This window comes from Streptomyces zhihengii (genome assembly GCF_016919245.1).
In the GTDB taxonomy this organism is placed as follows: domain Bacteria; phylum Actinomycetota; class Actinomycetes; order Streptomycetales; family Streptomycetaceae; genus Streptomyces; species Streptomyces zhihengii.
Map to the genome: position 1 here is coordinate 3545470 of NZ_JAFEJA010000001.1, position 22048 is coordinate 3567517.

A 22048-nucleotide genomic window follows, 5' to 3' on the forward strand; every position below is an offset into this window, starting at 1 on the left:
TGATATCGATCACGGCTCACGACCCCGCGTTCACGTTGGACAGGACGACGGCGACCACGGCGAGGACGACCGAGCCCGCGAGCAGCGCCGCGAGGTAGGTCTGCACATTGCCGGTCTGCGCACGCCGGACGGCGGTGCCGAGCCAGCGGACTCCGGTGCCCGATCCGCTGACGTAGGTCTCGACGACCTCGCGGTCCAGGAAGCGGACGAGCCGCGCGCCCGCCCGCACCGGGCGTACGAAGAGGGCGGAGTAGACGGCGTCGAGGTGGAAGCCGGCGGCGGCGTGCCGGTGCAGCGGGCCGAGCAGCAGCCGCGAGGGGTCGGCGGGGTCGGGGGCGTCCGAGACGGAGCCGTACGCCGGGGTGTGCGAGGCGATGGCCTCGGCCTCGGAGACGGCCGGTTCCGCGTCGGGGTGGGCGGCGACGGCGCCGATCGGGGGGTGGCCGGCGAAGGCCGTGGCGTGGCGCCAGGCGGCGTAGGTGACGAGGCCGCCGACGAGGGCGACGCCGGTGCCGAGCACGGCCGTGGTCAGCGTGGGCGCCAGGTCGTGGCCGTCGAACCAGCCGGGCAGCAGGCCGGTGGTCAGCCCGAATCCGAGCGAGGGCACCGCGAGGACCCAGAGCACGGCGGTCATGGCGACGGGCTGCCTGCCGTGGTCGGGCGCCTCGGTGCCCCGGCCGCGGAAGGCGAGCAGCCACAGGCGGGTCGCGTACGCGGCGGTCAGCAGGGCGGTCACCAGACCGGCGATCAGCACGGCCCAGCCCGCGGCGGCGGGGGCGGTCCCGGAGTCGCCGAGGGCGGTGTGCTCGGCGGCGACGAGGACGGCTTCCTTGGAGAAGAAGCCGGCGAACGGCGGGATCGCCGCGAGGGCGAGCAGGGCGACGGTCATCGTCCAGAAGGCGTCCGGGACGCGCCGGGACAGGCCGCTCATCCGGGACATGGCGGCGAGCGAGTTGGTGCCGGCCGCGTGGATGATCACGCCGGCGGCGAGGAAGAGCACGGCCTTGAAGGCGCCGTGGGACAGGAGGTGGAAGACGGCGGCACCACGGTCGCCGACGGCCAGCGCGCCGGTCATGTAGCCGAGCTGACCGATCGTGGAGTAGGCGAGGACGCGTTTGATGTCGTCCTGGGCGAGGGCGGCGAGCGCGGATCCGGTCATCGTCACGGCGGCCATCACGGCGAGCACCGTCATCGCGGCCGCGGAGGCCGCGAACAGCGGGAGGAGCCGTGCGGTGAAGTAGACGCCGGCCGCGACCATCGTCGCGGCGTGGATCAGCGCGGAGACGGGCGTCGGGCCCGCCATCGCGTCGGGCAGCCAGGTGTGCAGGGGGAACTGCGCGGATTTGCCGGCCACGCCGGCGAGGAGCAGCAGGGCGACGAGCGTGGGGTTCTCGACGGTGCCGGCGGCGACGGCGTCGAGGATGCCGGTGATCCGGAAGGTGCCGGCGTCGGCGGCGAGCGCGAACAGCCCGATGAGGAACGGGACGTCACCGAGCTTGGTGACGAGGAACGCCTTCAGGGAGGCGGCGCGCGCCTCGGGCGTCTCCCAGTAGTGGCCGACGAGGAAGTACGAGCAGATGCCCATGATCTCCCAGCCGACCAGCAGCACCATCAGGTCGCCGGAGTAGACGACGAGCAGCATCGCGGCGGTGAAGAGGGAGACCAGCGCGGCGTAGGAGGGATAGCGCGGATCGTCGCGGAGGTAGGCCGTGGAGTAGATCTGCACACAGGTCGCGACGACGCCGACGAGGACGGCGACCAGGGCCGCGAAGCCGTCGATGTACAGGGCCAGGTCGATCGGGACGGAGCCGGTGGGGGTGAGTTCGGTGGCGGCCTCGATCGCCCGGCCGCCGTCCTGCCGCAGGGCGACGACGACGGCGAGCACGGTCGCGGCGAGGACGGGCAGGACGGCCAGCGGCCGCACGAACCCGGGGGCGGTGCGGCCGAGCAGCAGTCCGGCCGCCGCGCCGAGGAAGGGAAGGAGGGGGACGAGGACGGCGAGGGTCGTGGTGGTCACGCGGTGGCCTCGGCCTTCTCCTCGCGGTCCGCGGGTGGGTCACCGGCGTCGGACGGCGCGTCGTGGCGGCTCTCGGCGGTGTCCCTGAGGCGGTCGACGTCCGAGGAGCCGCGGTTGCGGTAGACCATCAGCACGATCGCGAGGCCGATCCCGATCTCGGCGGCGGCGATGGCGATGACGAAGAGGGTGAGCGCCTGGCCGGCGTGGAGCGTGTCGCGCAGCCAGACGTCGAAGGCGACCAGGTTGAGGTTGACGGCGTTGAGCATCAGCTCGACGGACATCAGCACGAGGATCGCGTTGCGGCGGGCGAGGACGCCGTAGAGCCCGACGCAGAAGAGCAGGACCGCCAGGACGGCGGGGTAGGCGAGGTGCATCAGCGGGTGCCCTCCGGGTCCTCGGTGTCCTTGATGTCCTCGGCGTTCTCGGCGTTCTCGGCGTTCTCGGCGTTCTCGGCGTTCTCGGCGGGGCCTCCGCCGCCGGGGCGGGGCCCGCTCACCGTCCGGGAGCGGGTGGCGCCGGTGCCGGCGGCCGCCCGGTCGGCCGCGCCCTTGCGGGAGAGGACGATGGCGCCGACGAGGGCGGCGAGCAGCAGGACGGACAGGCCCTCGAACGGCAGCACCCAGTGCTGGAAGAGCATCTGGCCGGTGACCTCGGTCGAGCCGTGGGCCGGTCCGTCCAGGTCGATCCAGGTGGTGCGGAAGGCGTCCAGCACCACCCACAGGAGGGCGGCGGCCGCCGCGGCGGCGACCCCGACGGCGAGCGGCCGGTTGCCGGAGTCGGCGTCCGGGGAACGGCCGATGGGGGCCCTGGTGAGCATCAGCCCGAAGAGCAGCAGGACGACCACGGATCCGACGTAGATCAGCACCTGCACCCAGGCGATGAACTCGGCGGTCAGCAGGAGGTACTCGACGGCGAGGCCGCCGAGCGCGACGACCAGCCAGAGCGCGGCGTGCACGAGCTGACGGGTGGTCACGGTGATGAGGGCCGCGCCGAGGGTGACGAGGCCGACGAGGAGGAACGCGACCTCCACCCCGGTCGGGGAGAGGAAGCCCTGCGGGGCCGCCTGGGCGAGCGTCATGCGGGGCCTCCCTCGCCGGAAGCGGGGCCGGGGCCGGAAGCGGGGCCGGGGCCTGGGCCGGTGGCCGGTCCCGGGCCGGGCGGGTCCGGGGTCGCCGGGGTCTCCGCCGCGGCGGCTGCCTCGGCCGCCTCGGCTGCCGCGAGCTTCTCGGCGGCCTTGCGCGCCGCCGCGACCTCCTTGGGCTCCTCGGCCCCCGGGTCGAGCGGCGGCGGTGCGGGCACCGTCCACATCCACTCGCGGAGCTTGTCGCGCTCATGGGTGAGCTCGTGGATGTCCGTCTCCGCGTACTCGAACTCCGGGGACCAGAAGAGCGCGTCGAACGGACACACCTCGATGCAGATGCCGCAGTACATGCAGAGGGAGAAGTCGATGGCGAACCGGTCGAGGACGTTGCGGCTGCGCTCGCGGCCGCCGGGGGCCGCCGCGGGCACCGTCTCCTTGTGGGAGTCGATGTAGATGCACCAGTCCGGGCACTCCCGGGCGCAGAGCATGCAGACCGTGCAGTTCTCCTCGAACAGGCCGATCACCCCGCGGCTGCGGGGCGGCAGTTCGGGCAGGACGTCCGGGTACTGCGCGGTGACGGACTTCCTCGTCATCGTCCGCAGGGTGACGGCCAGGCCCTTGGCGAGGCCGGATCCGGGGATCGGGGTCACGACTGGATCACCACCTTGACGATGCCGGTGAGGGCGATCTGGGCGAGGGCGAGCGGTACGAGCACGGTCCAGGCGAGCTTCTGGAGCTGGTCCTCGCGCATCCGGGGGTAGGACACCCGCAGCCAGATGACGACGAAGGCGAGCACCGCGGTCTTGAGCAGGGTCCACACCCAGCCCAGCCCGTCGGCGCCGAACGGACCGTGCCAGCCGCCGAGGAACAGCACGGTGGTCAGCCCGCACAGGACGACGATGCCCGCGTACTCGGCGAGCAGGAACAGGGCGAAACGCAGGCCGGTGTACTCGGTGTAGGCACCGAAGATGATCTCGGAGTCGGCGACCGGCATGTCGAAGGGCGGGCGCTGGAGTTCGGCGAGCCCGGCGACGAAGAAGACGACGGCGCCCGTGATCTGCCAGGGCAGCCACCACCACTCGAAGGCGTCGAGGATGCCGGGCAGCGAGACCGTGCCCGCCGCCATGGCGACGGAGGCGGCGGTGAGCAGCATCGGCAGCTCGTACGCGAGCAGTTGGGCGGCCGTCCGCAGACCGCCGAGGAGGGAGAACTTGTTGGCGGACGCCCAGCCCGCCATGAGCGAGCCGAGCACGCCCACGCCCATCACGGCGAGCACGAAGAAGATGCCCGCGTCGACGACCTGCCCGACCGCTCCCTCACCGGGGCCGATCGGGATGGCGACGAGCACCAGGAGGTAGGGCAGCAGGGCGACGGCGGGGGCGAGCTGGAAGATGCGGCGGTCGGCGGCGGCCGGGACCACGTCCTCCTTCTGCGCGAACTTCACCCCGTCGGCGACGAGCTGGGCCCAGCCGTGGAAGCCGCCGGCGTACATGGGGCCGAGGCGGCCCTGCATGTGCGCCATGACCTTGTGCTCGGTCTGGCCGACGACCAGCGGGAGGACGAGGAAGACGGCGAAGACGACGAGGAGCCGGACGGCGACGTCGAGAACGTCGTTCACGCGGGGTCGCCTCCGGTGCGGTCGGTCGGGGTGTGGTCGGTCGCGGTGGGGCGTCCGGTGCCCTCGGCGGGGGTGCCTTCGGCCGGGGCGGCGTCCTCGGCGGAGGCGCTTTCGGCAGGGGCGGTGCCTTCGGCAGGCTCGCCCTCGGCGGGGGCGGTGCCTTCGGCCGGGTCGCCGTCGGCCGGGGCGGCGCCCTCGGCCGGGGCGGGCGAGGCCGGGGCGGGCGAGGCCGGGCGGGCCTCGTCCTCCGCCGGACGCGGGGCGCCTCCCGCCGGGGTGGCCTCGGTGGGGGTGGCGTCCCCGGAAGGGTCGCCATCGGCCGGGGCGGTGCCTTCGGCAGGCTCGCCATCGGCAGGGGCGGTGCCTTCGGCAGAGTCGGCGCCCTCGGCCGGGGCGGGCGAGGCCGGGCGGGCCTCGTCCTCCGCCGGACGCAGGGCGCCTCCCGCCGGGGTGGCCTCGGTGGGGGTGGCGTCCCCGGAAGGGTCGCCTTCGGCCGGGGCGGTGCCTTCGGCCGGGGCGGTGCCTTCGGCCGGGGCGGTGCCGTCGGCAGAGTCGGCGCCCTCGGCCGGGGCGGGCGTGGCCGGGCGGGCCTCGTCCTTCGCCGGACGCAGGGCGCCTTCCGCCGGGGTGGCCTCGGTGGGCGGGGCGTCCGTGGGGGCGGCTCGCTCGGCGGGAATGGCCCCGGTCGGCGCCGTTCCCCCGGCGGGGGCAGGTGCCGGGCGGGCGGGGCCTTCGGACGGTGTGCCGTCCGCGGTGCCGTCGCCCTCGGCGGGGCGGGGCGGTGGGGCGTCGAAGGCCGGGCGGGCGTGGTGCCACGGGGCGTCCGAGCTGCGGGGGCGGTCCGCGGGCGCCGGGGAGGCGGGGGCCGCCGGCGGGGCGGCCTGGGAGGCCGAGCCCTCGGCGGCGCTGCGCGAACGACGCGGCGGCGCCGCGGGGGCCGCGGCCTGGGAGGCGGAGCCCTCGGAGACGCTGCGGGTGCGGCGGGGCGGGCGTTCGCCCGGGGTGGCGGCTGCGGCCGTGCGCGGGGTGCGGGCCGGGCGGGACGGGGCCGGCGGGAGCTGGCCCTTCAGTGGGCCCCACTCGTTCGGGTCGGGCACGCCCGGCGGCAGCATCTGGCGGCGCTTCGGGCCGTCGTGGCCCGCGGCCGCCTCCCCCGGCTCCTTCGCGCCCGGCCATGCCTTGGCCACCCGGGCCGCGAGGACGAAGTCCTTGCGCAGCGGATGGCCCTCGAAGCCGTCCGGCAGCAGCAGCGGGTCGAGGTGCGGGTGGCCGGTGAAGGAGATGCCGAACATCTCGTGGGTCTCCCGCTCGTGCCAGCCCGCCCCGGCGTACACGCCGACGGCCGTCGGCAGGGCGGGCGCGTCGTGGGGGACGGTGGTGCGGACGAGGAGGCGGCGCACCGCGCCGTCCGCGAGGGCGACGAGGTGGGCGCAGACCCGGAAGCCGGTGCCCGGCTCGTCGACCGCGCTCAGCCAGTCGAAATAGGTGCAGCCCAGGGTGGTGCGGGCGGTTTCGAGCGCGGTGGTCCAGGACGCGGCGGGGACGTCCACGGTGAGGAGCTCGTAGCCGCGTTCGGCGGTGGCGTCCGGGCCGAAGATCTCGGTGACGGCGCCGGGCAGGCGGTCGTAGGCGTTCACCGGTCGCCCCCGTCCGTCCCGGGCGCGGGAGGCGGGGTGACCAGGCCACTGCGCAGGGCCGCCGCAGAGGGGCGGGGGCCGTCGTGGCGGTAGCGCTCGCCGAGCGACTCCCGGGCGATCTTCTCCTGGAGCTTGAGGATGCCCTGGAGCAGCGCCTCGGGCCGCGGCGGGCAGCCGGGCACGTAGACGTCGACGGGGATGATCTGGTCGACGCCCTTGGTGACGGAGTAGGAGTCCCAGTACGGACCGCCGCAGTTGGAGCAGGCGCCGAAGGAGATGACGTACTTGGGCTCCGGCATCTGCTCGTAGAGGCGCTTGACGGCCGGGGCCATCTTGTCGGTCACCGTGCCCGAGACGATCATCAGATCGGCCTGGCGGGGACCGGGCGCGAAGGGGATCACACCGAGCCGGATGAAGTCGTGACGCGCCATGGAGGCGGCGATGAACTCGATGGCGCAGCAGGCCAGGCCGAAGTTGAAGACCCAGAGGCTGTAGCGGCGGCCCCAGTTGAGGACCACCTTCATCGGTTCGGGGGCCAGGCGCGACAGCGCGCCGAGCCGCTTCGGCCCGGGGAGGTCCACAGGGGTCACGCCCATGTCAGGACGCCCTTCTTGTACGCGTAGAGCAGTCCCACGGCCAGGAAGCCGAGGAAGATGAACATCTCGACGAGGGTGGTCGCGCCGTAGCCGTCGGCGGCGAAGACCGTCGCCCAGGGGAAGAGGAAGATCGAGTCGACCGCGAAGATCACGTAGAGGAACGCGTAGACGTAGTAGCGGACCTGGGTGTGCGCCCAGCCGTCGCCGACGGGGTCGACACCGCACTCGTAGGTGAGCAGCTTCTCCGGTGTGGGCACCACGGGCCGCAGCAGACGCCCGGCGCCGAAGGCCACCGCGACGAAGAGCACCCCGAGCACACCGAGCAGTCCGACGACCGCGTAGCTCTGGAAGTAGTCCGCCGCGAGTTGGGCCACGGTCGGTTCCGGCACGTCCGTCCTCGCTCCCTGTGACGCCGGCGATCCCCGCTCGTCGCCGCGCTGCTCCGGCCCCGCGCCCCCCGGGGGCCCGCGCGCCCGGCGGCCGGGCCGCCGCCGGCCGGGACGCCGTACGCCGTCTGTCGTCTGTCTCGTACGCACGGGAGTCTAGGCCCTGCCCACGGGAGGGTGAGCAGTCGCGTCACGTATCAGGTGGGGTTATCCCTACATCCTCCCACCCATGTACCCCATGGCGTACGTCCGTGGCGCCGGGCAGGCTTGGCCCCATGACCAGCAGCAGGACGGCAGCCGCCGACGACCAGGGGGGACCCCCGCCCGTGCGCCTCGCATTCGACCGCCAGACCTGGAAGGAGATCGCCCACCTCCTGGCCAACTTCCCGCTGGGGGTGGTCGCCTTCGTCTACGCGGTGGTGACCGTGTCCGTCGGCGCGGGCCTCGCCGTCACCGTCGTGGGACTGCCCCTGCTCGCCCTCGGACTCGTCGGCGCGCGCGGCATCGGCCGGGCGGAGCGGGCGAGGGCCCGGGCGCTGCTCGGCGTGCGGGTCGAGGAGCCGAGTCCGCAGCGCGGCGGTGCGGGGGCCCTCGCCTGGATCTGGACCCGGGTGGCGGACCCGGTGGGCTGGCGCGCGGTGCTGTACTCGGTGATCCGGCTGCCCTGGGGCGTGCTGACCTTCTCCGTCACGCTGGTGGGGCTGATCGTGCTCTGGCCGCTGCTGCCGTTCCTCGCCCGGGGCATGGCCAACGCCGATCGCGCGATGGTCCGGGGACTGCTGTCGCCCTCCGACGAACTGGAGCGGCGGGTGGCGGAGTTGGAGTCGGACCGCGGGGTGGTCGTCGACACCGCCGCCGCCGACCTGCGCCGGATCGAACGCGACCTGCACGACGGGGCACAGGCCCGGCTGGTGGCCCTCGCGATGGGCCTCGGCCTCGCCAAGGAGAAGCTGCTGGAGGATCCGGAGGCGGCGGCCGCGATGGTCGACGAGGCGCACGGCGAGGTGAAGCTGGCGCTCCAGGAACTGCGCGACCTGGCCCGCGGCATCCACCCCGCCGTCCTCACCGACCGCGGCCTGGACGCCGCCCTGTCCGCCGTCGCCTCCCGCTGCGCCGTACCGGTGCAGGTCACGGTGGATCTGGCGGAGCGGCCGGCGGCGGCCATCGAGGGCATCGCCTACTTCACCGTCTCCGAGCTGCTCCAGAACATCAGCAAGCACGCCCGCGCGACACGGGCCGGTGTCGACGTGTGGCGGGCCGACACACGGCTGCTGATCCAGGTCACCGACGACGGCCGGGGCGGCGCCCGGCTCGACGGCGGCACGGGCATGGCCGGTCTCGCCGAGCGGCTGGGCGCGGTGGACGGCCTCTTCGCCCTGGACTCCCCCGCCGGCGGGCCGACGACGGTGACCGCGGAGCTGCCCTGGCGCGACCGCGCACCCGGCGACGGGGCCCCGGCCCCGGCCGGGCGGGGAGCGGACCGGGCCCGCCGGGGCAGGTGACGGCAGCGGGAGGGATGGCGGCGGGGGCGGGGGGGGGGGGGGGGGGGGGGGGCCGCCCCCCCCCCCCCCGCCCACGGCCCCGTCCCGCGTCCGCCCGAGCCGGCCCTCCGGGGTAGGGAAAACCCCCCGTCGGAACGGATACCGCCCTCATGGTGGCGGCCGGGCGGATCGAACAGGCTGGGGGCATGACAGCAGGCATGGCAGAACGGACGGACCCGATGACCGCGGATCACCGATACGACACGCAGCCCCGCTCCCGGACGCGAGCGCTGCCTCCCGTGCTGCGGGCACCGCTGGAGGGCCGGACCTGGCGGGAGCTCGGCTGGATCGTGCTGAGCCTGCCGATGAGCATCCTGTTCTTCGTGTTCGCGGTCACCATGACGTCGGTCAGCGCCGGGCTGCTCGTCACCTTCGTCGGCATCCCGCTGCTGGCCGGCACCTTCGCGGCGCTGCGCGGGCTCGGTGCCGTCGAGCGGATGCGGGCGCGGGCCCTGCTGGACGCCGACGTGGCCGCGCCCGGGCCGGTGTCCGGCGGCAGGGGCGGCTTCGGCGGGTGGCTGGCGGGGACGCTGAAGAGCGGGGTCTCCTGGCGGCACCTGCTCTACTCGCTGCTCCACTTCCCGTGGGCGGTCTTCGGCTTCAGCCTGGTGGTGCCGCTGTGGACGGCCGGCTGGACGCTGCTGCTGTACCCGCTGTGGCAGTGGACCCTGCCCCTGTACGGCGGCCAGGACGGGATCCAGCTCTACGGCGACGGCACCCACAACTACTACCTGGACTCGCCCCTGGAGATCGCCGCGACCAGCGTCATCGGCCTGCTGCTGACCCTCGCCACACCGTGGGTGATCCGCGGTCTGAGCAGCGTGGACCGGCTGATGGTGGTCGGCCTGCTGGGGCCGTCGCGGCTGGCCAGCAGGGTCGTCGAGCTGGAGTCGGACCGCGGGGTGGTCGTCGACACCGCCGCCGCCGACCTGCGCCGGATCGAACGCGACCTGCACGACGGGGCACAGGCCCGGCTGGTGGCCCTGGCCATGGACCTGGGCCTCGCCAAGGAGAAGCTGCTGGAGGATCCGGAGGCGGCGGCCGCGATGGTCGACGAGGCGCACGGCGAGGTGAAGGTCGCGCTCCAGGAGCTGCGCGACCTGGCCCGCGGCATCCACCCCGCCGTCCTCACCGACCGCGGCCTGGACGCCGCCCTGTCCGCCGTCGCCTCCCGCTGCGCCGTACCGGTGCAGGTCGAGGTCGACCTGGACCGGCGGCCGGCGGCGGCCATCGAGGGCATCGCCTACTTCACCGTCTCCGAGCTGCTCCAGAACATCAGCAAGCACGCCCGCGCCACCCGCGCCCGGGTGGAGGTGTGGCGGGTGGAGGACCGGCTGATGCTCCAGGTCCGGGACGACGGCCGGGGCGGCGCCGACGCCACGGGCGGCAGCGGGCTGGCCGGACTGGCGGAGCGGCTGGGCGCGGTGGACGGGGTGCTGGCCGTCGACTCCCCGGCGGGCGGCCCGACGACCGTCACGGCCGAACTCCCCTGGCGCGGCTGACCCGCACCGCGGGTGCGCGCCGGCGCGCACCCGCGCCCGGCGCGGTCGTCCGCGGCGCTCGCACGCGCCCGATGCACCCGATGCACCCGGCGTGCCCCTCAACCTCCGGCGCCCGCCCTGCGTCCCTGAAGCCGAAAGCGCGCAGCCCGCACCTGATCGCGCCCCGATCCTGGGATGCTGGACGCGACAGACCGGACGTGGGACGAGCAGGGGGAACAGGGCTGTGGACGACAGGGTGCGGGTGGTCATCGCCGAGGATTCGGTACTTCTCCGGGAGGGCCTCACCCGGCTGCTGACCGACCGGGGGCACGACGTCGTCGCGGGCCTCGGCGACGCGGACGCGCTGATGAAGACGATCGCGGAGCTCGCGGGCCGGGGCGAACTGCCGGACGTGGTGGTCGCCGATGTGCGGATGCCGCCCACCCACACGGATGAAGGGGTGCGGGCCGCGGTGCGGCTGCGCCGCGAGCACCCCGGGGTCGGTGTGCTGGTGCTGTCCCAGTACGTCGAGGAGCAGTACGCGACCGAGCTGCTCGCGGGCAGCAGCCGGGGCGTCGGCTATCTGCTGAAGGACCGGGTCGCCGAGGTGCGGGAGTTCGTGGACGCCGTGGTGCGGGTCGCCCGCGGCGGCACCGCGCTGGACCCGGAGGTCGTGGCGCAGCTGCTGGGCCGCAGCCGCAAGCAGGACGTGCTGGCCGGGCTGACGCCGCGTGAGCGGGAGGTGCTCGGCCTGATGGCGGAGGGCCGGACGAACTCCGCGATCGCCCGGCAGCTCGTGGTGAGCGACGGGGCCGTGGAGAAGCACGTCAGCAACATCTTCCTCAAGCTCGGTCTCTCGCCGAGCGACGGGGACCACCGGCGGGTTCTGGCCGTTCTGACGTATCTGAACTCCTGACCGCCGGATCGACATGTCCGACAGCCGCGTCCGAATCCTGACGGCGGCCTCCCGGACCCGCCGGGGGCGGGGGACCCCCGGCCGGACCCGGCCGCGGCACCCCGCACCCGCCCCGGAGGGACTAGGGGGGTCCGCCGTCAGGATTCAGGGGCGGGTGTCGCATGACAAAGCGCACCGCCACGGCGTCTCATAGGTTCGTCCGACATGTGAGCGGTCCGGGGAAGGGCACCCTTACGGTCGTAGGGTTGCCGATGGGACGGCCGGTGGGCCGGCCGGGCCCGATGAGCCGCCTCGACGAGGGAGGTCCAGTTCAGTGACCAGCCAGGTCAGTAGCCCGGCCGAACAGGCCGGCGAGGCCGATGGGGCCGGGCAGTCCCAGGAACCCCATGATGCCGTCGTCGGCGAACAACGCAGACCCGGGGGCGCGAAGGAGGTCCGCCGGCTGGACCGGGTGATCATCCGGTTCGCGGGCGACTCGGGCGACGGTATGCAGCTCACGGGTGACAGGTTCACCTCGGAGACGGCGTCCTTCGGGAACGACCTCTCCACGCTGCCGAACTTCCCGGCCGAGATCCGGGCGCCCGCCGGAACCCTCCCGGGCGTCTCGTCCTTCCAGCTCCACTTCGCCGACCACGACATCCTCACCCCCGGCGACGAACCGGACGTCCTCGTCGCGATGAACCCGGCGGCGCTCAGGGCCAACATCGGCGACGTGCCCCGCGGCGGCGAGATCATCGTCAACACCGACGAGTTCGCCAAGCGGGCGATGGCCAAGGTCGGCTACGCCACGTCCCCGCTGGAGGACGGCTCGCTGGAGGCGTACCACGTCCACCAGGTGCCGCTGACGACGCTCACCATCGAGGCGCTGAAGGAGTTCGGCCTGTCCCGCAAGGAGGCCGAGCGCAGCAAGAACATGTTCGCGCTGGGCCTGCTGAGCTGGATGTACAACCGGCCCACCGAGGGCACGGAGAGCTTCCTGCGCCAGAAGTTCGCGAAGAAGCCGGCCATCGCCGAGGCGAACATCGCGGCCTTCCGGGCCGGCTGGAACTTCGGCGAGACGACCGAGGACTTCGCCGTCTCCTACGAGGTGGCCCCCGCCGGCTCCGCCTTCCCCACCGGCACCTACCGCAACATCTCCGGCAACCTGGCCCTCTCCTACGGCCTGGTCGCCGCCTCCCGCCAGGCCGACCTGCCGCTGTACCTGGGCTCGTACCCGATCACCCCGGCCTCGGACATCCTGCACGAGCTGTCGAAGCACAAGAACTTCGGTGTGCGCACCTTCCAGGCCGAGGACGAGATCGCCGGCATCGGGGCCGCGCTCGGCGCGGCGTTCGGCGGTTCGCTCGCCGTGACCACCACCTCCGGTCCCGGTGTGGCGCTGAAGTCGGAGACGATCGGCCTCGCGGTGTCGCTGGAGCTGCCGCTGCTGATCGTGGACATCCAGCGCGGCGGCCCCTCCACCGGCCTGCCGACCAAGACCGAGCAGGCCGACCTGATGCAGGCCATGTACGGGCGCAACGGAGAGGCGCCGGTCCCGGTGGTCGCCCCGCGCACCCCGGCGGACTGCTTCGACGCGGCACTGGAGGCGGCCCGGATCGCGCTGGCGTACCGCACCCCCGTCTTCCTGCTCTCGGACGGCTACCTCGCCAACGGCTCCGAGCCCTGGCGGATCCCGGAGGTGGACGAACTGCCCGATCTGCGGGTGCAGTTCGCCACCGGCCCCAACCACGAGCTGGACGACGGCACCGAGGTGTTCTGGCCCTACAAGCGCGACCCGAGGACCCTGGCGCGGCCGTGGGCCGTGCCGGGCACCCCCGGGCTCGAACACCGCATCGGCGGCATCGAGAAGCAGGACGGCACGGGCAACATCTCCTACGACCCGGCCAACCACGACTTCATGGTCCGCACCCGCCAGGCCAAGGTCGACGGCATCGAGGTGCCCGACCTGGAGGTCGACGACCCGGACGGCGCGCGCACCCTCGTCGTCGGCTGGGGCTCCACGTACGGTCCGATCACCGCGGCCGTCCGCCGGCTGCGGGCCGAGGGGCACCCGATCGCCCAGGCCCACCTGCGCCATCTGAACCCGTTCCCGGGGAATCTCGGAGAGGTGCTGAAGCGTTATGACAAGGTGGTCGTCCCCGAGATGAACCTCGGCCAGCTCGCCCTGCTCATCCGGGCCAAGTACCTGGTCGACGCGCACAGTTACACCCAGGTGAACGGCATGCCGTTCAAGGCGGAGCAGCTCGCACAAGCGCTCAAGGAGGCCGGCGGTGTCTGAGACGAACACGCTGTTGTCGCTGGTGCCGAAGGCCGAGGCGCAGCAGTCCATGAAGGACTTCAAGTCCGACCAGGAGGTGCGCTGGTGCCCCGGGTGCGGGGACTACGCGATCCTCGCGGCCGTGCAGGGCTTCATGCCCGACCTGGGTCTGGCGAAGGAGAACATCGTCTTCGTCTCGGGCATCGGCTGCTCCTCCCGGTTCCCGTACTACATGAACACCTACGGGATGCACTCGATCCACGGCCGCGCCCCGGCCATCGCCACGGGTCTCGCCTCCTCCCGCCGCGATCTGTCGGTGTGGGTCGTCACCGGTGACGGCGACGCCCTGTCCATCGGCGGCAACCACCTGATCCACGCCCTGCGGCGCAACGTCAACCTGAAGATCCTGCTGTTCAACAACCGGATCTACGGTCTGACGAAGGGCCAGTACAGCCCCACGTCCGAGGTCGGCAAGATCACCAAGTCGACGCCGATGGGGTCGCTGGACTCCCCCTTCAACCCGGTGTCCCTGGCCATCGGCGCCGAGGCGTCGTTCGTGGCCCGGACGGTGGACTCGGACCGCAAGCACCTCACCGAGGTGCTGCGCCAGGCCGCCGACCACGAGGGCACCGCGCTGGTGGAGATCTACCAGAACTGCAACATCTTCAACGACGGCGCCTTCGACGCGATCAAGGACAAGGAGCGGGCCCAGGAGGCCGTGATCCGGCTGGAGCACGGGCAGCCGATCCGCTTCGGGGCGGACGGCTCGAAGGGGGTCGTCCGCGACCACCTCACCGGTGACCTGCGGGTCGTGACCGTCACCGCCGAGAACGAGGCCGACGTCGTCGTCCACGACGCGCACAACCCGAGCCCGACGACCGCGTTCGCGCTGTCCCGGCTGGCCGACCCGGACACCCTGCACCACACGCCGATCGGCGTGCTGCGCAGCGTGCGGCGGCCGGTCTACGACACGCTCATGGCCGACCAGCTCGAAAAGGCCGTCGAGCAGCACGGCAAGGGCGACCTGTCGGCCCTCCTCGCCGGGAACGACACCTGGACGGTCGCCGGCTGACGCGAGCCGGCGGGGCACGAGGCGGAGGCCGGGACCACGAGGTCCCGGCCTCCGCCGCGTGCGCCCCGGGGTCAGGCGGTGGCCGCCGGGCGCGCCTTCTCCTCGTCGTACGCGGCACGCGCCGCCGCCACCTCGGGCACCTGCCGCTCGGTCCAGCGGGCGAGGGCCCAGACCTGCTCGGCGGCCTCCCGGCCCAGGCCGGTGAGCGTGTAGTCGACCCTCGGCGGGATGACGGGCTTGGCGTCACGGTGGACGAAGCCGTCGCGCTCCAGGGTCTGGAGCGTCTGGGCGAGCATCTTCTCGCTGACGCCGCCGATCCTGCGGCGCAGCTCGCTGAAGCGGTGCGACCGCTCCAGCAGCGCGGCCAGCACCAGGACGCCCCACCGGCTGGTGACATGTTCGAGGATCAGCCGGGACGGGCACATCGCGCTGTTCACATCCGGGACGATCACGTCCGGGAAGCCCACCGTCTCGTCGCTCGCACTCACTCCCATGCCAGTACCTTACTTCAAAGTGGGTACTTTCTCCAGGTTAGTTCCCTGCTTACAGTGGGTTGAGGGCCTCCGCGAGGGGGCCTTCACCCCCACCGAAACGGAGAACCTCATGGGCATCGTCGTCACCGGCGCCACCGGAGCACTCGGCCGCCTCGTCGTGGACGAGCTGCTCGCCACCGTCCCCGCCGCGGAGATCGCGGCCGTCGTCCGCGACAAGGAGAAGGCCTCCGCGCCGGCGGAGCGGGGCGTGGAGATCCGCCTCGGCGACTACGACCGGCCCGAGACCCTGGAGGGCGCCTTCCGCTCCGGGGACCGGGTGCTGTTCGTCTCCGGCAGCGAGGTGGGCCGCCGGGTCGCCCAGCACACGGCCGTGATCGCGGCGGCGAAGGCCGCCGGCGTCGCCCAGCTCGCCTACACGGGGATCCTGGGCGGGCCCGACGCGGACTTCGACCTCGCCGACGAGCACCGGGCCACCGAGCGGCTGATCCTCGAATCGGGCGTGCCCCACACGTTCCTGCGCAACGGCTGGTACACGGAGAACTACACCGCGAACCTCGGCCCGGTCCTGGAGCACGGCACGGTCGTCGGCAACGCGGGCGACGGACGGATCGCCGCCGCCTCGCGCGCCGACTACGCCGCCGCGGCGGCCGCGGTGCTGACCGGCGAGGGGCACCTGGGCAAGGCGTACGAGCTGAGCGGCGACACCGCCTGGTCGCTCGCCGAGTACGCGGCCGAGCTCTCCCGGCAGACGGGCCGCACCATCACCTACACCGAGCTCACCCCCGAGGCGCACCTGTCCGTCCTGGTGGGCGCGGGCCTCCCGGAGGCGTTCGCGCGCATCCTCGTCGACGTGGACGACGCGATCGGGCGCGGCCGGCTGGCGGGCACCGGCGGCGACCTGGCGCGGCTGGCCGGACGGCCGTCCACCCCGCTCGCCGACTCGGTCGCCACCGCGCTGGCCGGCCGCTGAGGAGCCGCCCGCGAAGGTCATGACCGTATGGCGATACGGGCATGACATCCGGCCCCCGCGCGGCGTACCTTTGCCCGGAAACGCGCGCGCGGGGACAGGAGGGCCGGTGAAGTCGCAGAACGAACAGCGGACAGGACTGCTGTACGGGATCGGCGCCTACGGGATGTGGGGTCTGGTCCCGCTCTTCTGGCCGCTGCTCAAGCCGTCCGGGGCCGGCGAGATCCTCGCCCACCGGATGGTGTGGTCGCTGGCCGTCGTCGCCGTCGCGCTCCTGGCGCTGAAGCAGTGGGGCTGGATCCGCGACCTGGTGCGCAGCCCGGGCAAGCTGGCGCTCGTCACCGTGGCCGCGGCCGTCATCACGGTCAACTGGGGCGTCTACATCTGGGCCGTCAACACCGGCCGGGTGGTCGAGGCCTCGCTCGGCTACTTCATCAACCCCCTGGTCACCATCGCCATGGGCGTGCTGCTGCTCGGTGAACGGCTGCGCCCGGCGCAGTGGGCGGCGGTCGGCACCGGCTTCGCCGCGGTGCTCGTCCTCGCCGTCGGCTACGGGCAGCCGCCGTGGGTCTCGCTCACCCTCGCCTTTTCCTTCGCCACCTACGGCCTGGTGAAGAAGAAGGTCAACCTGGGCGGCCTGGAGTCGCTGGCGGCCGAGACGGCCATCCAGTTCCTGCCCGCGCTCGGCTTCCTGCTGTGGCTCGGCGCGGACGGCTCGGCGAGCTTCGGCGCCCACGGCACCGGCCACGCCGCGCTGCTCGCCGCCACGGGCGTGGTGACGGCCGTGCCCCTCATCTGCTTCGGCGCCGCCGCGATCCGGGTGCCGCTGTCCACCCTGGGGCTGCTCCAGTACCTGGCGCCGGTCTTCCAGTTCCTGCTGGGCATCCTCTACTTCCACGAGGCGATGCCGGCCGAGCGGTGGGCCGGGTTCGCGCTGGTGTGGCTGGCGCTGTCGTGCCTCACCTGGGACGCGTTGCGCAACGCCCGGCGCAACCGGGCCGAGGCCCTGCGCCTCGCCGTCGAGGCCGCGGCCTCCGGGGCCGCCCCGCTGCCGCCCGCGCCGCAGTCGGGCGTGGTCACGGGCGGGCTGCCCGGCGCGCCCGCGGACCCCGCCGCGGACCCGGCCCGCGCGGCCGGCGAACCCCGCCCGACCGCCTGAAGCACCCGGCGCGCACGGCCCCTGCCCCCGAAAGACCCGGGGGCAGGGGCCGTTCCCTTGGCGGGGTGGGGCGGGAACGGCGGGGGTCAGGCGGTGGGGTCGTCCGTCCGGCGGGCGCGGTGGGTGCGCACCTTGTGGCGGTTGCCGCAGCGTTCCATCGAGCACCAGCGGCGGCGGCCGGGGCGGGAGGTGTCGACGAACAGCAGCGCGCAGTTGTGGGTGGCGCACTCGCGGACGCGGTGCGCGTGGGGACCGGTGAGGAGGTCCACCGCGTCGCGCGCGACGGTCGACAGCAGGGCGGCGACCGGGGCCTCGCCGGGGGCCCAGGCACGGGTGCCGTCGGCGGCGATCAGCGGGACGAGCGGGGGCACCGCCGCCGCCGCGTTCACCGCGGCGAGCCCGGCGGGGGCGGGCGCGGCGCCGTGCGCCCGGGCCGCCATGACCCCCCACAGCGCGTCGCGCAGACCGCGTGCGGCCGCCGCGCCCGCGTCGTCGGCCGCCAGCCGGAGCCCCGGGGGCAGCCGGCTCTCGGCGGCCCAGGCCGCCAGCGCCCGCGGCCCGGTCAGCACCTCGAAGCGGGCGTACTCGCCGGGTCCGCCGGTGGCCAGCAGTTCCAGGCAGAGCGCGCCCGGGTCGAAGCGGAACGTCTGCCCGTCGGGGTGACGCAGCAGCAGTCCCGGCGTTTCCGTTGCCCTCGTCGTCATGTAACCACTATAAGTGGTTACATGACGCTGCACTGGAAACTCGTGATCGACGCCGAGGACCCCCACGCCCAGGCGGACTTCTGGGCGGCCGCCCTCGGCTACCGGGTCGAGGACAACAGCCCCCTGATCGACCAACTGCTCGGCCGGGGCGCGGTGCCCCAGGAGCTGACCGTGGAATCGCACGGACGGCGCGCCTGGCGGGATCTGATCGGCGTCCGGCATCCGGACGACCCCTTCGACGAGGTGAGCGGGGCCGGCCTCGGCCGCCGGATCCTCTTCCAGCGCGTGCCGGAGGAGAAGACGGGCAAGAACCGGCTCCATGTCGATGTGCACGCCGCGCCCGGTGAGCGCGACGCCGAGACCGCCAGGCTCGTGGCACTGGGGGCGACGAGCCTGCGCCAGGTGCGCGAACAGGGCGGCGAATGGACCGTGATGGCGGATCCGGAGGGCAACGAGTTCTGCGTCCAGTGACCGCCCCGAGCCGTCCGCAATACGAACGTCGGTGACCGATTTCCGCCCTTGACGGTATGTCGGGGGCGGGCCGACCATTCAGCACGCACGACGCACCACCGCACATCCGCACGACCGCATCACCGCGAGTCCGCTCCACGTTCATGCTCCAGCGCCCCGTGCCACCGTCGGCCCGGGGCGTCGTCACGCACGTTCCGTCCTCACCCATACGGAATCCGGAGCCCCCACATGAACCTCTCCGTTCCAGGACGCACGCTCACCGCCGCCGTGTTCGCCCTCGCCGGACTGCTCGCCGCGGGTGCGCCCGCGGCGACCGCGGCACCGGGCGCGCCGGCCGCGGCACTCGCCGCGCCCGACATACCGCTCGCCAACGTCAAGGCGCACCTCACGCAGTTCCAGTCCATCGCCACCGCCAACGGCGGCAACCGGGCGCACGGCAGACCCGGGTACAAGGCGTCGATCGACTACGTGAAGGCCAAGCTCGACGCGGCCGGCTTCACCACCACCGTCCAGCAGTTCACCTCCTCCGGCGCCACGGGCTACAACCTGATAGCCGACTGGCCCGGCGGCGACACCGGGCAGACGCTGATGGCCGGCGCGCACCTCGACTCGGTGAGCTCGGGAGCCGGCATCAACGACAACGGCTCCGGCTCCGCGGCCGTGCTGGAGACCGCGCTCGCCGTCTCCCGCGCGCAGTTCCAGCCGGCGAAGCACCTGCGCTTCGCCTGGTGGGGAGCGGAGGAGCTGGGTCTCGTCGGCTCCAAGTACTACGTCAACAACCTGCCGTCCGCGGACCGGGCGAAGGTCGCCGGGTACCTGAACTTCGACATGATCGGCTCGCCGAACCCGGGGTACTTCGTCTACGACGACGACCCGGTGATCGAGCAGACCTTCAAGGGCTACTTCGCGGGGCTCGGCGTCCCCACGGAGATCGAGACGGAGGGCGACGGCCGCTCCGACCACGCGTCGTTCAAGAACGTCGGCATACCGGTGGGCGGTCTGTTCACCGGGGCCAGCAGGACCAAGACCGCCGCCCAGGCGCAGAAGTGGGGCGGCACCTCGGGGCAGGCGTTCGACCGCTGCTACCACTCGTCATGCGACACGACGACGAACATCAGCGACACCGCGCTGGACCGCAACAGCGACGCCGTCGCCCACGCGATCTGGGCGCTGTCGGCCGGCACCACCGTCCCGCCGGGCGACGTCTACGAGAACGCCGCCGACGTGGCCGTCCCGGACGCCGGAGCGGCCGTCACCTCGACCGTGACCGTCTCCGGACGCACGGGCAACGCCCCGGCGACGCTGAAGGCGGGCGTCGACGTCAAGCACACCTACCGGGGCGACCTGGTGATCGACCTGGTGGCGCCGGACGGCACCGCGTACCGGCTCAAGAACTCCAGCAGCAGCGACTCCGCCGACAACGTGATCGCCACGTACACGGTCGACGCCTCGGCCGAGGCGGCGAACGGCGACTGGAAGCTGCGGGTGCAGGACGTGGCCCGGTACGACACGGGCTACATCGACAGCTGGCGGCTCACCTTCTAGGGCCGGCCGCAGGGCCGTCGCCGGTCGCAGGGCCGGTCCCGGGGCCGGCCCGAGGGCCGGTCGCAGGACCGGGCCGCGGCCGCTCCTGACCGCCGGAGCCCCGCCCCGCCGTCGCGGGGCGGGGCTCCGGTGCGCCGGGGCGCGGGGTCAGGCGGTGATGTCCTTCGTCGTGAAGCGCGCCCACGCCGCCGAGCCGAAGACCGCGGCGTACAGGGCCTGGAGGCCGAGGTTGCGGAGGATCCCGTCCCAGAGGAACGGCTCCCGCATCAGGTCGGAGAACGACATCCAGTGGTACGGGAAGAGATACGGGTGCACCGCGGAGAGCTGCGGGACGGTGCCGAGGATCTGGACGGTGATCAGCAGCCCCACCGTCGTCGCCATGGCCGCGATCCCGCTGCCGGTGAGCGTCGAGACGAACAGGCCGATCGCGGCGATGCCCGTCAGCGAGGCGGCGACCACCAGGGCGATCAGCAGCGCCCGCCACAGGCCCCCGGCGAAGGACACCGTGGTGCCGGAGATGGTGGTGACGTCCCCCAGCGGGAAGAGCAGCGCGCCGACGGCGAGCGCCGAGACCGCCACCACCAGCGTCGCCGCCGCGCAGAACGCGCAGACGGCGGTGAACTTGGCGAGCAGCAGCCGGGTGCGGCCGGCCGGGGCGACCAGCAGATAGCGCAGCGTCCCGGAGGCCGCCTCGCCCGCGATGCTGTCGCCGGCCACCACGGCGACGGCCATCGGCAGGAACACTGGCAGCGTCGCCGCGAGCGCGGCGAACACCAGGAACAGGCCGTTGTTGGTGATCTGCGCGACGAACGCGGGCCCGCCGCCCCCGGGGCCGCCGACGCCGCCGCCGTCACCGGTCTCGATCCGGACGGCGACACCGATCAGCACGGGCACCGCCGCCAGCACGCCGAACAGGGCGAACGTCCGCCGGCGCCGGAAGGTGAGCCCCAGCTCCGACCGGAACAGCCCCAGCGAACGCCGCAGCCGCCCGGCGGCACCAAGGACCGCCTCCGGGGCGCCGCCCGCGCCGGTGCCGCCGGCCGGGCCGGGCTCCGAGGCGCTGCCCACGCCGGTGCCGGGCTCCGGGCCGGAGCCCCTGCCGGTGTCCTGCGCGGCGCCCGCGCCCGGCTCAGCCCGCGACATCGAAGCCCTCCCCCGTCAGTGCCACGAACGCGTCCTCCAGGGAGGCCCGTTCCGTGCCGAAGCCGCGGAGCCGGACGCCGCCGTGCACCAGGGCGGCGCTGAGGTCCGCCGGGTCCGTGCCGGGGCCCGGGGGATCGCCCGTCACCCGGTCGCCGTCCACGGTCACCCCGCGCACACCGTGCTCCGCCAGCAGCCGTGCCGCGTCCGCCGGGTCGGGGGTCAGCACCACCAGCCGGCCCCGGGCGCCGGCCGCCAGCTCGGCGACCGAGCCCTCGGCGACCAGCCGGCCCCGGGTCATCACCGCCGCGTGGGTGCAGACCTGTTCGATCTCGTCGAGCAGGTGCGAGGAGAGGAAGACGGTGGTGCCGTCCGCGGCCAGCTCGCGCACCAGGGTCCGGATCTCGCGCATGCCCTGCGGGTCGAGCCCGTTGGTCGGCTCGTCCAGCACCAGCAGGTCCCGGGGCCGCAGCAGTGCCGACGCCAGGCCGAGCCGCTGCTTCATGCCGAGCGAGTACGCCGACGCCTTCCGTCCCGCCGCCGCGGCGAGCCCCACCCTGTCGAGCGCCGCCGAGACACGGGTCCGCCTGGTCCGGGGGTCGGCGAGCGGGTCGGCCGCGTCGTAGCGCAGCAGGTTCTCCCGGCCGCTGAGGAACCCGTAGAGCGCGGGCCCCTCGATCAGCGCGCCGACCCGGGGCAGCACGCCGTGCAGCGCGCGCGGCACCGGGCCGCCGAGGAGGGTGGCGCTGCCCGCCGTGGGCTCGATGAGGCCGAGGAGCATCCTGATGGTGGTGGTCTTGCCCGAGCCGTTCGGGCCGAGGAAGCCGAAGACGCTCCCGGCCGGCACGTTCAGGTCGAGCCGGTCGACGGCGAGCCGGCCGCCCCGGTAGCGCTTGGTGAGCCCGCGCGTGGCGATGACGGCCGTCATGTCCCTGCCCCGTTCCTCGATGGCCCCGTCCGCTTGCG

21 protein-coding genes are annotated in these 22048 nt (G+C 73.8%); 9 read left to right on the top strand and 12 right to left on the bottom strand.

The window, feature by feature from the left end; translation table 11 throughout:
* Positions 1-16 precede the first annotated feature (16 nt).
* The 8 genes from JE024_RS14785 to JE024_RS14820 are packed head-to-tail and all read right to left on the bottom strand — an operon-like array spanning position 17 to position 7338.
* Positions 17-2017: an NADH-quinone oxidoreductase subunit 5 family protein gene (locus JE024_RS14785; RefSeq protein WP_205374023.1), complete on the bottom strand. Its 2001-nt coding sequence runs from the start codon at positions 2015-2017 to the stop codon at positions 17-19.
* The gene (gene nuoK / locus JE024_RS14790; RefSeq protein WP_205374024.1) at positions 2014-2391 is read right to left on the bottom strand and encodes an NADH-quinone oxidoreductase subunit NuoK; all 378 of its coding nucleotides are present in this window, start codon (positions 2389-2391) and stop codon (positions 2014-2016) included. The genes JE024_RS14785 and nuoK overlap by 4 nt, the downstream gene beginning before the upstream one ends.
* Positions 2391-3095: an NADH-quinone oxidoreductase subunit J family protein gene (locus JE024_RS14795; RefSeq protein WP_244882858.1), complete on the bottom strand. Its 705-nt coding sequence runs from the start codon at positions 3093-3095 to the stop codon at positions 2391-2393. Before JE024_RS14795 ends, nuoK begins: the two co-directional genes overlap by 1 nt.
* Positions 3092-3748: a NuoI/complex I 23 kDa subunit family protein gene (locus JE024_RS14800; RefSeq protein WP_205374025.1), complete on the bottom strand. Its 657-nt coding sequence runs from the start codon at positions 3746-3748 to the stop codon at positions 3092-3094. Before JE024_RS14800 ends, JE024_RS14795 begins: the two co-directional genes overlap by 4 nt.
* Positions 3745-4716: a complex I subunit 1/NuoH family protein gene (locus JE024_RS14805; RefSeq protein WP_205374026.1), complete on the bottom strand. Its 972-nt coding sequence runs from the start codon at positions 4714-4716 to the stop codon at positions 3745-3747. The genes JE024_RS14800 and JE024_RS14805 overlap by 4 nt, the downstream gene beginning before the upstream one ends.
* Positions 4713-6353, bottom strand: coding sequence for an NADH-quinone oxidoreductase subunit C (locus tag JE024_RS41095; RefSeq protein ID WP_244882860.1), 1641 nt, complete (start codon positions 6351-6353; stop codon positions 4713-4715). The genes JE024_RS14805 and JE024_RS41095 overlap by 4 nt, the downstream gene beginning before the upstream one ends.
* Positions 6350-6949: an NADH-quinone oxidoreductase subunit B gene (locus JE024_RS14815; RefSeq protein ID WP_205374027.1), complete on the bottom strand. Its 600-nt coding sequence runs from the start codon at positions 6947-6949 to the stop codon at positions 6350-6352. Before JE024_RS14815 ends, JE024_RS41095 begins: the two co-directional genes overlap by 4 nt.
* The gene (locus tag JE024_RS14820; protein WP_205374028.1) at positions 6940-7338 is read right to left on the bottom strand and encodes an NADH-quinone oxidoreductase subunit A; all 399 of its coding nucleotides are present in this window, start codon (positions 7336-7338) and stop codon (positions 6940-6942) included. The genes JE024_RS14815 and JE024_RS14820 overlap by 10 nt, the downstream gene beginning before the upstream one ends.
* 272 nt (positions 7339-7610) lie before the next feature.
* Here JE024_RS14820 and JE024_RS14825 point away from each other — a divergent pair, with 272 nt between their 5' ends.
* From JE024_RS14825 to JE024_RS14845, 5 genes are all read left to right on the top strand, one after another.
* The gene (locus tag JE024_RS14825) at positions 7611-8837 is read left to right on the top strand and encodes a sensor histidine kinase (protein WP_205374029.1); all 1227 of its coding nucleotides are present in this window, start codon (positions 7611-7613) and stop codon (positions 8835-8837) included.
* A gap of 218 nt (positions 8838-9055) precedes the next feature.
* A complete protein-coding gene (locus tag JE024_RS14830; RefSeq protein WP_244883174.1) occupies positions 9056-10378 on the top strand; it encodes a sensor histidine kinase in 1323 nt (440 codons plus the stop codon).
* A 235-nt stretch (positions 10379-10613) separates the two neighbouring features.
* Positions 10614-11273 carry a LuxR C-terminal-related transcriptional regulator gene (locus JE024_RS14835; protein WP_280521574.1) on the top strand — a complete coding sequence of 220 codons (660 nt, stop codon included), beginning with the start codon at positions 10614-10616 and terminating at the stop codon, positions 11271-11273.
* A gap of 313 nt (positions 11274-11586) precedes the next feature.
* The gene (locus tag JE024_RS14840) at positions 11587-13551 is read left to right on the top strand and encodes a 2-oxoacid:acceptor oxidoreductase subunit alpha (RefSeq protein ID WP_205374032.1); all 1965 of its coding nucleotides are present in this window, start codon (positions 11587-11589) and stop codon (positions 13549-13551) included.
* Between the two features lie 49 nt (positions 13552-13600).
* A complete protein-coding gene (locus JE024_RS14845; protein WP_372449866.1) occupies positions 13601-14602 on the top strand; it encodes a 2-oxoacid:ferredoxin oxidoreductase subunit beta in 1002 nt (333 codons plus the stop codon).
* Positions 14603-14673: 71 nt separating this feature from the next.
* Here JE024_RS14845 and JE024_RS14850 read toward each other — a convergent pair whose 3' ends face one another.
* Positions 14674-15096: a winged helix-turn-helix transcriptional regulator gene (locus JE024_RS14850; RefSeq protein WP_372449809.1), complete on the bottom strand. Its 423-nt coding sequence runs from the start codon at positions 15094-15096 to the stop codon at positions 14674-14676.
* Positions 15097-15205: 109 nt separating this feature from the next.
* Here JE024_RS14850 and JE024_RS14855 point away from each other — a divergent pair, with 109 nt between their 5' ends.
* Both JE024_RS14855 and rarD read left to right on the top strand, forming a co-directional pair.
* Positions 15206-16066, top strand: coding sequence for an SDR family oxidoreductase (locus JE024_RS14855; RefSeq protein WP_205374034.1), 861 nt, complete (start codon positions 15206-15208; stop codon positions 16064-16066).
* Between the two features lie 106 nt (positions 16067-16172).
* Positions 16173-17222 (top strand): EamA family transporter RarD, encoded by a 1050-nt coding sequence (rarD, locus tag JE024_RS14860; protein WP_205374035.1) that lies wholly within the window; start codon positions 16173-16175, stop codon positions 17220-17222.
* A gap of 86 nt (positions 17223-17308) precedes the next feature.
* On the opposite strand, the gene JE024_RS14865 is transcribed toward rarD, so the two are convergent.
* Entirely contained in the window at positions 17309-17926 is a 618-nt protein-coding gene (locus JE024_RS14865) for a CGNR zinc finger domain-containing protein (RefSeq protein WP_205374036.1), read from the bottom strand.
* A 21-nt stretch (positions 17927-17947) separates the two neighbouring features.
* Between JE024_RS14865 and JE024_RS14870 the strand changes: the two genes are divergently transcribed.
* Positions 17948-18397 (top strand): VOC family protein, encoded by a 450-nt coding sequence (locus JE024_RS14870; RefSeq protein ID WP_205374037.1) that lies wholly within the window; start codon positions 17948-17950, stop codon positions 18395-18397.
* Between the two features lie 228 nt (positions 18398-18625).
* A complete protein-coding gene (locus JE024_RS14875; protein ID WP_205374038.1) occupies positions 18626-19942 on the top strand; it encodes a M28 family peptidase in 1317 nt (438 codons plus the stop codon).
* A 147-nt stretch (positions 19943-20089) separates the two neighbouring features.
* Here JE024_RS14875 and JE024_RS14880 read toward each other — a convergent pair whose 3' ends face one another.
* Together JE024_RS14880 and JE024_RS14885 are read right to left on the bottom strand one after the other, a co-directional pair.
* The gene (locus JE024_RS14880) at positions 20090-21085 is read right to left on the bottom strand and encodes an ABC transporter permease (protein ID WP_205374039.1); all 996 of its coding nucleotides are present in this window, start codon (positions 21083-21085) and stop codon (positions 20090-20092) included.
* On the bottom strand, positions 21072-22010 hold the full coding sequence (locus JE024_RS14885; protein ID WP_205374040.1) for an ABC transporter ATP-binding protein: 939 nt from the start codon (positions 22008-22010) through the stop codon (positions 21072-21074). Before JE024_RS14885 ends, JE024_RS14880 begins: the two co-directional genes overlap by 14 nt.
* Between the last annotated feature and the right edge of the window lie 38 nt (positions 22011-22048).

Excerpts from the sequence above, each read along its gene's own strand:
- nuoK (WP_205374024.1), bottom strand. The coding sequence starts at position 2,391 with ATGCACCTCGCCTACCCCGCCGTCCTGGCGGTCCTGCTCTTCTGCGTC.
- JE024_RS14795 (WP_244882858.1), bottom strand. The coding sequence starts at position 3,095 with ATGACGCTCGCCCAGGCGGCCCCGCAGGGCTTCCTCTCCCCGACCGGG.
- JE024_RS14815 (WP_205374027.1), bottom strand. The coding sequence starts at position 6,949 with ATGGGCGTGACCCCTGTGGACCTCCCCGGGCCGAAGCGGCTCGGCGCG.
- JE024_RS14825 (WP_205374029.1), top strand. The coding sequence starts at position 7,611 with ATGACCAGCAGCAGGACGGCAGCCGCCGACGACCAGGGGGGACCCCCG.
- JE024_RS14830 (WP_244883174.1), top strand. The coding sequence starts at position 9,056 with ATGACCGCGGATCACCGATACGACACGCAGCCCCGCTCCCGGACGCGA.
- JE024_RS14845 (WP_372449866.1), top strand. The coding sequence starts at position 13,601 with ATGAAGGACTTCAAGTCCGACCAGGAGGTGCGCTGGTGCCCCGGGTGC.
- JE024_RS14850 (WP_372449809.1), bottom strand. The coding sequence starts at position 15,096 with ATGGGAGTGAGTGCGAGCGACGAGACGGTGGGCTTCCCGGACGTGATC.
- JE024_RS14855 (WP_205374034.1), top strand. The coding sequence starts at position 15,206 with ATGGGCATCGTCGTCACCGGCGCCACCGGAGCACTCGGCCGCCTCGTC.
- JE024_RS14865 (WP_205374036.1), bottom strand. The coding sequence starts at position 17,926 with ATGACGACGAGGGCAACGGAAACGCCGGGACTGCTGCTGCGTCACCCC.
- JE024_RS14870 (WP_205374037.1), top strand. The coding sequence starts at position 17,948 with ATGACGCTGCACTGGAAACTCGTGATCGACGCCGAGGACCCCCACGCC.
- JE024_RS14875 (WP_205374038.1), top strand. The coding sequence starts at position 18,626 with ATGAACCTCTCCGTTCCAGGACGCACGCTCACCGCCGCCGTGTTCGCC.
- JE024_RS14880 (WP_205374039.1), bottom strand. The coding sequence starts at position 21,085 with ATGTCGCGGGCTGAGCCGGGCGCGGGCGCCGCGCAGGACACCGGCAGG.
- JE024_RS14885 (WP_205374040.1), bottom strand. The coding sequence starts at position 22,010 with ATGACGGCCGTCATCGCCACGCGCGGGCTCACCAAGCGCTACCGGGGC.